The 12,924-nt window shown below is 40.6% G+C and carries 7 protein-coding genes and 1 pseudogene; 4 read left to right on the forward strand and 4 right to left on the reverse strand.

Going from position 1 to position 12,924, the window contains the following annotated elements; genetic code table 11:
• Nucleotides 1-54: 54 nt before the first annotated feature.
• The 4 genes and pseudogenes from TZ92_RS06835 to TZ92_RS06850 all read right to left on the reverse strand — a co-directional run bounded on the left by TZ92_RS06835 (nt 55) and on the right by TZ92_RS06850 (nt 8,011).
• Nucleotides 55-2,583, reverse strand: a pseudogene (locus tag TZ92_RS06835) (pneumococcal-type histidine triad protein).
• A 157-nt stretch (nt 2,584-2,740) separates the two neighbouring features.
• On the reverse strand, nt 2,741-5,764 hold the full coding sequence (locus TZ92_RS06840; RefSeq protein ID WP_033629820.1) for a pneumococcal-type histidine triad protein: 3,024 nt from the start codon (nt 5,762-5,764) through the stop codon (nt 2,741-2,743).
• Between the two features lie 244 nt (nt 5,765-6,008).
• Nucleotides 6,009-7,742: a phosphoenolpyruvate--protein phosphotransferase gene (gene ptsP / locus TZ92_RS06845; protein WP_000138129.1), complete on the reverse strand. Its 1,734-nt coding sequence runs from the start codon at nt 7,740-7,742 to the stop codon at nt 6,009-6,011.
• A gap of 5 nt (nt 7,743-7,747) precedes the next feature.
• Complete coding sequence (locus TZ92_RS06850) at nt 7,748-8,011, reverse strand: phosphocarrier protein HPr (RefSeq protein WP_000146948.1); 264 nt, start codon at nt 8,009-8,011, stop codon at nt 7,748-7,750.
• Nucleotides 8,012-8,373: 362 nt separating this feature from the next.
• Here TZ92_RS06850 and nrdH point away from each other — a divergent pair, with 362 nt between their 5' ends.
• The 4 genes from nrdH (at nt 8,374) to TZ92_RS06870 (ending at nt 12,902) form a co-directional block, all read left to right on the forward strand.
• The gene (gene nrdH, locus TZ92_RS06855; protein WP_000259240.1) at nt 8,374-8,592 is read left to right on the forward strand and encodes a glutaredoxin-like protein NrdH; all 219 of its coding nucleotides are present in this window, start codon (nt 8,374-8,376) and stop codon (nt 8,590-8,592) included.
• Between the two features lie 80 nt (nt 8,593-8,672).
• A complete protein-coding gene (gene nrdE / locus TZ92_RS06860) occupies nt 8,673-10,832 on the forward strand; it encodes a class 1b ribonucleoside-diphosphate reductase subunit alpha (protein WP_033629822.1) in 2,160 nt (719 codons plus the stop codon).
• Nucleotides 10,833-11,026: 194 nt separating this feature from the next.
• On the forward strand, nt 11,027-11,989 hold the full coding sequence (nrdF, locus tag TZ92_RS06865) for a class 1b ribonucleoside-diphosphate reductase subunit beta (protein ID WP_000451378.1): 963 nt from the start codon (nt 11,027-11,029) through the stop codon (nt 11,987-11,989).
• A 145-nt stretch (nt 11,990-12,134) separates the two neighbouring features.
• Nucleotides 12,135-12,902: a DeoR/GlpR family DNA-binding transcription regulator gene (locus TZ92_RS06870; RefSeq protein ID WP_000917585.1), complete on the forward strand. Its 768-nt coding sequence runs from the start codon at nt 12,135-12,137 to the stop codon at nt 12,900-12,902.
• The last annotated feature ends 22 nt before the right edge of the window (nt 12,903-12,924 follow it).

The raw sequence follows: 12,924 nt of genomic DNA on the forward strand, positions 1-12,924 counted from the left end.
TATCATTTCTAGCTCTCCTATCCTGTTTTTAGGAGTTAGAAAATGTTGCTACAACTACTTACTCTCCCTTAACAAAGCCAATAATTTTTCAGCTTCAGCCATAATGGTATTGTTATCCTGAGCACCAAATAGCAGGTTATTTTTTAAGCCAGTGAGAGTTTCTTTGGCATTGGACTTGATAATGGGGTCTTGGATCTTTGCAAGTAGCTCTTCAGCCTCTCTCAACTTCGCTTCAACCTTTTCAGTCTCGATCTGAGGTTCTTCTGGTTCCTCTGGTGATTCTTCTTCCAGCGCCTCAGTTGGTTTTGGAGATTCTGGTTTCTCACTTTGAGGCTTCTCTTCGCGTGGCTTTTCTTCCTCTGGTTTGTCTGTCCGAGGTTTCTCCTCTGATGGTTTTTCCGTTTGATTGGTATCAGCTTGACCATTTTGGTTTCTTTGAACATGGTCACTTGCATTGCCCCAACCACTATCTGAATGCGGACGTTCGTTTGGATGTTCGACATAGTACTTGACAGTCGCAAAGAGATCTTCTAGACTATACCCCTTAGGTGCCTCATAAAGTCCTTCGTCAAACCACTCAAATTTGATGTTATGGTAATGATCATAATGAGGAATGATTAAACTACCGTTTTTAACTTCCACGGTATGTTGGAGATTGTAAGGCATACGATCAAGCGGCACCTTCTTAGCTGCTTTCACGCGGTTGTAGATAGCTTCTGCTCCTTTAGCCTCCGTATTTCCTGGATTCTGATGGTCTGTTGAAGGAGGAGTCAAACCTTTCTCTTTAGCATAAACCTGGGCTGCCGCTCTTTCGGCTTCAGACAAACTATCTTTCTTAATCCAATGACTGTGGGTCATATGTGGAGTTACATAGGCATCCCCCTCATCACTGGTGATATCACGAGGATCAAAGATATAGCCATCTTCTGTTGTATACTTGCCTGCCAACTTGGCTACCTGAATCTCATCATCAGTGTAGGCAATTTGCGCATTTGGTTTTCCTAGACGTTCTGGATGACGAATCGGTGCTAGAAAGGCCAAGATATCATCCACCAACTTGACTTTATCACTGCTTTCATCATTTAAACGTTCCAACAGTTTATCCAAAGTGTCAAAATCAGCTTGGCGCCCTTTATTATCAAGTAAGTCTTGATGAACTCTTGCTAGTAAATCATAAGCCTTATTGTAAAATCATTGATCACCAGATGGGAGGTTGGTTTTCTTAGCTCCGAGTTTATGATCTAAACTTTCTTGCTTGACTAGTTTACTATCAATGGCTGCAGCAGTTTCTGCTGAAAGCTTCTTGGCAGGAATATAACGTGAGATTCCATTCTCCTCAAATACATAGCCATCAGCTACTTTTCGAATCACCTGTTTAACCAATTTTTCGTCAATTGGATTGCTTGGAGATGGTTGAGGATTTGGTGCAGGTTGCGGGCTTGGACTAGGTTCCGGAGTCGGTTGTGGACTTGGTTGTTCTGGTCTTGAATCCTGCACCCTATGGTTCGAACTGTACTGTAGAGGAATAATACGAGCGATTCGTTCTTCCAATTCAGACATCTGTGAATAAGGGATGAAATGGTAATAGTTCCCATGAGGCACAGCAACTCCTCTAGCTGTTCGACTTGTAATCTGTGCTGGGTCGAAGACAAGGCCATCAGATTCTACGTGTCGTTGGCTGAGCGGCAAGGCGTAAAGTTGTTTCAGAAGGCTATCAATATCCTCATCACTCTGACTTGCTTGGTTATCGTCTCTACTGTTGTTAGCTGTGTTCGTATAGCTGTCGCCTTGGTTATTATAGGATGGGGTCCATCTATCTACATCGCTGCTAGCACTGTTGTTATTGGTACGGCGATAAGTAGGCGCCTTTGATTGGCCACTTCTACCAGATAGAAAGGCTTCTGCTGCAGCCAATTCGCTGGCTGATAACTCACTCTTAGGAATGTAATGGTAATGGTTGCCATGAGGAACGATATAAGCATCACCAGTATCTTCAATGATATCAGAGGCATTAAAGATATAACCATCATCTGTGGTGTAGCGTCCCTGTGAACGCGCCAAGGCTACCGCACCATCGTTTGCTAAAGTTCCTCCTTCACGATGCTGACTATGCTCTTGTTTTTGTCGATTGATTTCTTCTTTTGTACGAACATTATCTGCATGGGCTGCATCCTTAAGGTAAACATAGTATTTTCCATCCAACTTGATCACATAACCACCCTTGATTTCACTGACAATATCCTCGTCCTTGAGCTGGTAGTTCGGATCCTTCATCAGCAACTCTTCACTGATGATAGCATCATAAGGAACCTTCCCATTGTAATAATGATAGTGGTCGCCATGTGAAGTGACATAGCCCTGGTCTGTTATCTTGATGACGATTTGCTCCGCATTGATGCCTTCTTTCTTGCTAACCTCATCAGGAGTCAGATTCTCTGTTTTTTGCGCAGCCTGTTTTCCATCTATATAGGAAACACGATTATTTTCTTTTACAGTTTGAGCTTGATAACCTAGTTCATAAGCGCAGACACTTAAAAAAAGTGTAGCTACTGACCCAGCTAGATATTTTTTATTAATTTTCATTCTTTCCTCTTTTCTTAAGTATATTTGATTCACTATAAAATAATAAACCGGTTAATTAACTAGTTAACAGTTTACTCTTTTTAATATTGCTTGTTAAGAATTTTACATATATACATAATAAAAATGAAAGCCTCTTTATTGAGACTTTCATTTTTCATTAGTTTATTTTTTCCTTACTTGCAGATGAAGGATTACTTCCTTTTAACAACGCAAGTAATTTTTCTGCTTCTGCCATGATACCATTATTATCCATAGTTTGAAGAGTCAAATTATTTCGTAAACCAGCTAGAGTTTCTGTTGCATTAGCTTTCAGACTAGAATCCGTTACTTTCGCAAGCAAAACTTCTGCTTCTTTGAGTTTGGCTTCTACTTTTTCAGTCTCTACTTGAGGGACTTCTGGCTCAGCAGGTGTTTCCTCTACTGGCTCTTCGTCCGCTTTGAAGTTCTTATTTGGTTTTTCACTGTGGTCTTTCTTGCCTAACACATGCTCACTGGCATTGCCCCATCCATCATTAGAATGTGGACGTTCGTCAGGGTGTTCTACGTAGTACTTAATCGTCGCAAACAAATCTTCCAAGGTATAGCCATTTGGAGCTTTGTATGTGTGATCATCAAACCAAGCAAATTTAATGTTATGGTAATGATCCTTATGAGGAATAATCAAATTACCGTTTTTAACCTCAACTGTATGCTCAACCATATATGGAAGTCGAACGAGTGGAATTCGTTTTTCCCCTTTCACACGATTGTAAATAGCTGCTGCACTATCTCCAGTTGGATTTGCTTGAACATCTGCGTCTGGAGATGGAGGTAGGATACCTTTTTCTTTAGTATAGGCTTGAGCTGCAACTTTTTCCTTATCAGAAAGGCTGTCTTTTCCAATCCAGTGACTATGGCCCATATGAGGCGTTACATATGCATCTCCTTCATCACTGATTATATCATGTTCGTCAAAAATGTAACCATCTGACGTTGTATACTTATCAGCTAATTGAGCAATACGAACTTCGTCTTCAGTATACTCAATCTGAGAATTTGGCTTGCCAAGTCGCTCTGGATGGGTAATTGGTGCTAGGAATGCCAATAAATCATCTACTAATTTTTCTTTATTAGAAGATTCATCATTCAAGCGTTCTGCTAATTTGTCTAAGGCTTGGAAGTCAGAAGTACGACCCTTGTTTTCAGACAAGGCTTTATGAGCCTCGGCCAATAAATTATATGCTTTATCATAAAATTCTTGGTCACGAGAAGCGACATTTTCTTTCTTCGCAACTAGGGCATGCGTCTCTTGAGTTTTCTTAGACAAGAGATTTTCAATAGCGTCAATCTTATCCTTGGCTAAGCCTTTAGCTAGAACATAACGACTAGCGCCCTTATCTTCGATAATATATCCATCACCAACTTTTCTAATAACCCGGTTGACATCAAATTCTGTCGGTTTATTTTCCACTGGTGCTAGAGGTTTGGTAGTAGGGGTTGGTTTCAGAGGAGTAACACTTGACAAGACACTGCCATTTTGTCCCTTAACAGCTATCATATGAGCCAATTTTTCTTCCAGCGGTGACATTTGTGAATAAGGAATAAAGTGATAATGGTCTCCGTGAGGCACTGCTACACCATTAGCTGTACGTTTGATGATTTGTGCCGGATCAAAGACTAATCCATCAGATTCCACATGGCGTTCTGATAAAGGTTTGGCATACAATTCACTTAAAAGTGTTGGGATATCTTCCCCTTGATTTTGATGATATGTTGGGGTGACAGTCAGGTTTGGAGTCTCTGTCAAACTTGGTTGGGCTGGTTTAGCATTATCACTACTTGATTTACTTGAGCTTGTAGAAGAATGAGAACCCTGTTTACCATTCCAATAGGCTTGGGCTGCAGCCAATTCTCCTGCTGACAAATCACTCTTAGGTATATAGTGAAAATGATTGCCGTGCGGTACAACAAAAGCGTCACCTGTATCTTCAATCACATCTGTCGGACTAAAGACATACCCATCATCCGTTGTATAAGCGCCTCCAGTTCCTCGATTTGGTGCCTGCGTATTGAGATTAAAGTTTGATTTAATCGGTGAACTTGGTGTTGAACTTGGTTTATCTGTACTGCTTGGTTTCGTATTGTCAGAATGACTTTGAACTGGCTGACCTCCAATTGGTAAATTTCGAGCCAATTTTTCTTCCAAAGCAGACATTTGTGAATAAGGAATGAAATGGAAATGATCTCCATGAGGAACTGCCACACCATTGGCAGTACGTTTTATAATCTGTGCTGGGTCAAATACCAATCCATCAGATTCCACATGACGTTGGCTAAGTGGCAAAGCGTATAATTCTTGAAGAAGACTAGCTAAATCCTCATTTTGGCTCTCCGGAGCTGTTGCAGGATTTTGAGGAGTTTCAGATGAACTAGTTCTCACACTAGATCTTGTTTCTCCCCTGCTTGAACGGTATTCAACCGTACTTAATTGGCCACCTTTTCCAGATAGAAAGGCTTCTGCTGCAGCCAATTCGCTGGCTGATAACTCGCTCTTAGGAATGTAATGGTAATGGTCGCCATGAGGAACGATATAAGCATCACCAGTATCTTCAATGATATCGGATGCATTAAAGATGTAACCATCATCTGTGGTGTAGCGTCCCTGTGAACGTGCCAAGGCTACCGCACCATCGTTTGCTGAAGTCCCTCTTTCACGATGCTGACTATGTTCTTGTTTTTGCCGATTGATTTCTTCTTTCGTACGGACATTATCCGCATGTGCAGCATCCTTAAGGTAGACATAGTATTTTCCATCTACCTTGATGACATAACCACCCTTGATTTCACTGACAATATCCTCGTCCTTGAGCTGGTAGTTTGGATCCTTCATCAGCAACTCTTCACTGATGATAGCGTCATAAGGGACCTTGCCATTGTAATAATGATAGTGGTCTCCATGTGAAGTGACATATCCCTGATCTGTTATCTTGATGACGATTTGTTCGGCATTGATACCTTCTTTTTTACTGACCTCATCAGGAGTGAGATCCTCCGTTTTTTGCGCTGATTGTTTACCATCAACGTAAGACACACGATTATTTTCCTTGACTGTTCTAGCTTGATACAGTCCCAATTCATAAGAACAGACACTTAAAATTAAAGCTGCCGCAGAACCAGCTAGGTATTTTTTATTAATTTTCATCGAAACTCTCTTTCTTTTTTAATATTTCTATTTGCAATTCATTTCTAAATTGCAGAAACTCCTCTCTATTAATTAACTGGTTAATAGTTTACTCCTAAATTTGCAACTTGTCAAGAATTTTATGAACCAGTTAAGTATTTTTTGTTCTGACCACAACTTTCTCAAGATTGGACTTTATATAAGAAAAATTAGCTTGAAAATTCTTTAAAAAAATCCCTGCAACTGAGTTGCAAGGACTTTTCGATTAATCAAAATTAACGTATTCTTTTTGAAGTTCAAGAACTTCTTCCATTGTTGAGCATTCTGTAAGGGCACGGTTTGCGTACTCTTCCATCTTAGCTGTATCGAGTTTCTTCATCAAGCTACGTGTACGAAGTACTGATGTTGCTGACATAGAGAACTCATCCAAGCCCATTCCGACAAGAAGTGGAACAGCTTGTTGGTCACCAGCCATCTCACCACACATACCAGCCCATTTACCTTCAGCGTGAGCTGCTTTGATAACGTTGTTAATCAAACGAAGGATTGATGGGTTGTATGGTTGGTAAAGGTATGAAACTTGTTCGTTCATACGGTCTGCTGCCATTGTGTATTGGATCAAGTCGTTTGTACCAATTGAGAAGAAGTCAACTTCTTTAGCAAATTGGTCTGCAAGCATTGCTGCTGCTGGGATTTCGATCATGATACCAACTTGGATATTATCCGCAACTGCAACACCTTCAGCAAGAAGGTTTGCTTTTTCTTCGTCAAAGACTGCTTTCGCTGCACGGAATTCTTTCAAGAGCGCAACCATTGGGAACATGATACGCAATTGACCGTGAACAGACGCACGAAGAAGGGCACGGATTTGTGTGCGGAACATAGCATCTCCAGTCTCAGAGATAGAGATACGAAGGGCACGGAATCCAAGGAATGGGTTCATTTCGTGAGGCATATCGAAGTAAGGAAGTTCCTTATCTCCACCGATATCCATTGTACGAACGACAACAGGTTTACCGTTCATTCCTTCAAGTACAGCCTTGTAAGCTTCGTATTGCTCGTCTTCTGTTGGGAAGTCTTGAGAATCCATGTACAAGAACTCTGTACGGTAAAGACCAACAGCTTCAGCACCGTTGTCATTGACACCTTCAACGTCTTTTGGAGTACCGATGTTGGCAGCCAATTCAAAGTGTTTACCATCAGCAGTTACTGTTTTAGCGTCTTTCAAGAGCGCCCATTCAGCTTTTTGCTTCGCATACGCTTCACCAGCAGCCTTGAATTCTGCTGCTTGCTCATCAGTTGGGTTGATAATAACCTCACCTGTGATACCGTTAACGGCAAGAATGTCACCGTCTTTAACGATTTCAGTGATGTTGTTTGTACCCAATACTGCTGCAATTTCGAGTGTACGCGCCATGATAGCTGAGTGGCTTGTACGTCCACCAATGTTGGTTACAAAAGCTTTTACAAAGTTTTTGTCCAATTGAGCTGTATCTGAAGGAGTCAAGTCATGTGCAATCACAATCACTTCTTCATTGATAGAAGCTGGGTTTGGCAATTTTTTACCAAGAAGGTTTGCCAATACACGTTTTGTCACGTCGCGGATATCCGCCGCACGTTCTTGCATGTATGGGTTGTCTTCCATGCCTTCAAAGATAGTGATAAACATGTCTGTAACTTCTTTCAGACCTGCCTCTGCATTCACTTTCTTCGCACGGATTGTTTCTTTGATTTGGCTGATCATTTCTGGGTCAGCAAGAACCATTAAGTGAGCGTCAAAAACTTGAGCTGCTTCTTCACCGAGCGTACCTACTGCTTTCTCGCGAATAACAGAAAGCTCGTCTTGTGATGCTTGTAGAGCGGCATCAAGGCGAGCTTCTTCTGCGTTTGTATCTTCGACTGTAATAGTCTCAAATGACAAATCCGGTTGAACGAGTAGATATGCTTTTGCAACTGCAACACCGTCAGATGCTGCGATTCCTTTAAGCATTTCTGTCATTTTCCTTATGCCAATCCTTCTTTTTCCATAGTTTCAGTGATAGCAGCGATTGCGTCGTCAGCATCTGCACCTTCAGCTGAAATTGTAACGTCAGCACCTTGGCCAACACCAAGACTCATAACACCCATGATAGATTTAAGGTTTACTGATTTACCTTTGTATTCAAGAGTGATATCTGAAGCAAATTTGCTAGCTGTTTGAACCAACAATGTTGCTGGACGTGCGTGAATACCTGTTTCTGCCACTACGTGGAAATCTTTAGAAGCCATAGTTTGACTCTCCTTTAGTTATTTCTTTTTTGGATTATATGTGATAACCCTTACAAGACTGTATTATATCACCTTCTAGATTATTTTTCAAGTGTTTTATGGACTTTCTTCTATTTCCTTTCAGATAACTTGCTGAAAATCTTCTATTTATCTTACCAATATACAGTATATAGTTTTTTTGTTTTGATAAACTTTGATAGTTCAATGAAAACCCAATTTTACACTCTGACAAAACACTATATCTTGTGCTTTGTTTTTGAAACTGTAACTTTTTAGCACAAGATTTAGTTTAAAAAGTTTGACAAAGTTTTTTTTTCTGATATACTAAGAAAGTAATCTATTTTGAAAGAGGAGTTACGAAAATGGTAACCGTTTATTCTAAAAACAACTGTGTCCAATGTAAGATGACCAAGCGTTTCTTGGACAGCAACAATGTCGCTTATCGTGAGATCAATCTCGACGAGCAACCAGAGTACATCGATCAAGTTAAAGAGCTCGGTTTCAGCGCTGCTCCTGTTATCCAAACACCAACTGAAGTCTTTTCAGGCTTCCAACCAGGAAAACTGAAACAATTAGCATAATCTTAGTACATCATCCAGAAGAGATTGCTTCTAGGGCTAACTTAGAGGCCTTTCTTTTGTAATTAGATAAAGGAAATTTTATGGGATTAAAACATCTTGAGGACGTAACTTACTTCCGTCTCAATAACGAAATCAACCGTCCTGTCAATGGACAAATCATGCTTCATAAAGATAAGGAAGCCTTGGATGCCTTCTTTAAAGAAAATGTAGTACCAAATACAATGGTTTTTGATTCAATTACTGATAAAATCAACTACCTTATTGAACATAACTACATCGAAACTGCATTTCTCAAGAAATACCGTCCAGAGTTTTTGGAAGAATTGCATCAATTTATCAAGGACCAAAACTTCCAATTCAAATCATTCATGGCTGCCTATAAGTTTTACAACCAGTATGCCTTGAAGACTAATGACGGTGAATATTACCTTGAAAGCATGGAAGACCGTGTCTTCTTTAATGCACTTTATTTTGCTGACGGAGATGAAGCGATTGCGACTGATATTGCCAATGAAATCATCCACCAACGCTACCAACCTGCTACTCCTTCCTTCTTGAATGCTGGTCGTGCGCGTCGTGGAGAGTTGGTATCTTGCTTCTTGATCCAAGTGACGGATGATATGAACTCTATCGGACGTTCCATCAACTCTGCCCTTCAACTTTCTCGTATCGGTGGTGGTGTGGGAATTACCCTCAGTAACCTTCGTGAAGCGGGTGCACCTATCAAAGGTTATGAAGGAGCAGCTTCTGGTGTCGTTCCAGTTATGAAACTCTTCGAGGACAGTTTCTCTTACTCCAACCAATTGGGTCAACGTCAAGGGGCTGGTGTAGTCTACCTCAACGTCTTTCATCCAGATATCATCGCCTTCCTTTCAACCAAGAAAGAAAATGCCGATGAAAAAGTTCGTGTTAAGACCCTCTCACTTGGAGTTGTGGTCCCAGATAAATTCTACGAATTGGCTCGTAAAAATGAAGAAATGTACCTCTTCAGCCCATACTCTGTAGAGCTTGAGTATGGTGTACCGTTCAACTACATCGACATCACTGAAAAATACGATGAATTGGTCGCAAATCCAAATATCCGCAAGACAAAAATCAAGGCGCGTGATTTGGAAACTGAAATCTCTAAATTGCAACAAGAATCTGGTTACCCTTATGTAGTCAACATTGATACGGCTAACCGTGCAAATCCAGTAGATGGAAAGATTATCATGAGTAACTTGTGTTCTGAGATTCTTCAGGTCCAAGAACCAAGCTTGATCAACGATGCTCAAGAATTCCTTCAAATGGGAACAGACGTTTCATGTAACCTTGGATCAACAAACGTTGTCAACATGATGACTTCACCTGACTTTGGTCGTTCTATTCGCGCTATGGTTCGTGCCCTTACTTTCGTTACAGATAGTTCACACATCGTAGCCGTCCCTACTATCGACCACGGAAATAGCTTGGCTCACACCTTTGGTCTTGGTGCCATGGGACTTCACAGTTACCTTGCGCAACAACTGATCGAATATGGATCACCTGAGTCAATTGAATTTACAAGCATCTACTTTATGCTTATGAACTACTGGACCTTGGTGGAATCAAATAATATCGCCCGTGAACGTGGTATCACCTTCCACAACTTTGAAAAATCAGACTATGCTAACGGTAGCTACTTTGACAAGTATGTAACTGGCGAATTTGTTCCAAAATCAGACCGTGTTAAAGAACTCTTTAAAGATGTCTTTATACCAAGTGCTGCTGACTGGGCTGAACTTCGCGAAAAGGTTCAAGCAGATGGTCTTTATCACCAAAATCGTCTTGCTGTTGCTCCAAATGGTTCTATCAGCTACATCAACGATGTTTCTGCTTCTATCCACCCGATTACGCAACGTATCGAAGAACGTCAAGAAAAGAAAATCGGTAAGATCTACTATCCTGCTGCAGGCTTGTCTACAGATACTATCCCTTACTACACTTCTGCTTACGACATGGATATGCGTAAGGTGATTGATGTTTACGCTGCTGCGACTGAGCACGTGGACCAAGGGCTTTCACTCACCCTCTTTATGCGTAGCGACATTCCAAAAGGTCTTTACGAATGGAAGAAAGAAAACAAACAAACGACACGTGACCTATCTATCCTTCGTAACTATGCCTTTAACAAGGGTATCAAGTCTATCTACTACGTCCGTACCTTTACAGACGACGGTGGAGAAGTCGGTGCTAACCAATGTGAAAGCTGTGTGATTTAATTTTTATCTGGGGCAACCACATTTTCTCAGACTACTGATTAAGTTCCCCATCATACAAAACTTGATAAGTATCTTAAATACTATGAAAAACTAAAAAGTCGGTCTTCCGACTTTTTGTGCGATACTCCTCTCAGACTATGATAAAATAGAGATGATTCGACAATCGCATTATTACATACAGAAAGAGATTTCAAATGGAAACTTACTACAAAGCCATTAACTGGAATGCCATCGAGGATGTCATCGACAAATCAACTTGGGAAAAGCTGACAGAACAATTCTGGCTCGATACGCGTATCCCCTTGTCAAATGACCTAGACGACTGGAGAAAACTATCAAACAAAGAAAAAGACTTAGTAGGAAAAGTCTTTGGTGGTTTGACCCTTTTGGATACCATGCAATCTGAAACAGGGGTTCAGGCGCTTCGCTCAGACATCCGTACACCGCATGAAGAAGCTGTTTTTAACAACATCCAATTTATGGAATCTGTCCACGCAAAATCTTACTCTTCTATCTTTTCAACCTTGAATACCAAGGCTGAAATCGAAGAAATCTTTGAATGGACCAACACTAACCCCTACCTACAAAGAAAAGCGGAAATTATCAATGAAATCTATCTCAATGGTAGCCCACTAGAAAAGAAAGTTGCCAGCGTTTTCCTTGAAACCTTCCTCTTCTACTCTGGTTTCTTTACGCCCCTCTACTATCTCGGTAACAACAAACTGGCCAACGTTGCGGAAATCATCAAACTGATCATCCGTGATGAGTCTGTTCATGGAACTTATATTGGTTACAAATTCCAACTTGGTTTCAATGAATTGCCTGAAGAAGAGCAAGAAAAGCTCAAAGAATGGATGTACGACCTGCTCTACACTCTCTACGAAAACGAAGAGGGCTATACAGAAAGCCTCTATGACGGTGTTGGCTGGACTGAGGAAGTTAAAACCTTCCTTCGTTACAATGCTAATAAGGCTCTTATGAACCTAGGACAAGATCCACTCTTCCCTGATTCAGCAGATGATGTCAATCCTATCGTCATGAACGGTATTTCAACAGGAACTTCTAACCACGACTTCTTCTCTCAAGTCGGAAATGGTTACCTCCTTGGTGAAGTTGAAGCCATGCAAGACGAGGATTACAACTACGGTTTAGACTAATTTGACCAATCATTCAAAATATCATGGTTTGTTTAAAACAACCATGATATTTTTGTTTTTGTTTTTGTTTTATTTTGTTTTTTTCTATTTGATTGATTGAGCGTTTTATGGTAAGATAATAATAGTAGAAATCGAGGTGATAAGGATGCTAAAGCAAGAAAAACTAGATAGTATTCTAGAAGCAGTAAATACAAAAGGCACTATTACTGTAAAAGAGATTATGGAAAGTCTTGATGTGTCAGACATGACAGCTCGTCGCTACTTACAAGAATTGGCAGATAAGGATTTGCTGGTTCGTGTGCATGGTGGTGCTGAAAAACTTCGTACAGGTTCTCTCTTAAACAACGAACGCTCAAACGTCGAAAAACAAGGCTTGCAGATTGCTGAAAAACAAGAAATCAGTCGTTTTGCTGGTCATTTGATTGACGAAGGTGAAACTATTTTTATCGGGCCAGGAACAACCTTAGAATGTTTTGCTCGTGAGCTCCCTATCGATAACATTCGTGTTGTAACAAACAGTCTTCCTGTTTTTCTCATCCTAAACGAACGAAAACTAACAGATTTGATTTTGATTGGTGGAAACTATCGCTCCATCACTGGTGCTTTTGTGGGAACACTCACCTTGCAGGATTTGACCAATCTTCAGTTCTCTAAGGCTTTTGTGAGCTGTAATGGTATCAAGGATAAAGCTATTGCTACTTTCAGTGAAGAAGAGGGCGAGGTTCAACGAATCGCCTTGAACAATGCCAATAAAAAATACTTACTGGCAGACCACAGTAAGTTTAATAAGTTTGATTTTTATACTTTCTACAATATCTCAGAGATTGATACCATCGTTTCAGATTCCAAACTAAGTCAGGAAACATTTGAAGACCTGTCAAAACAAACAACCATTCTTTTATCAAAACCATAAAAATTCCCCTGCCTTTTGGCGG

The sequence above is a fragment of the Streptococcus oralis subsp. oralis genome, from assembly GCF_000960035.1.
Classification (GTDB): domain Bacteria; phylum Bacillota; class Bacilli; order Lactobacillales; family Streptococcaceae; genus Streptococcus; species Streptococcus oralis_G.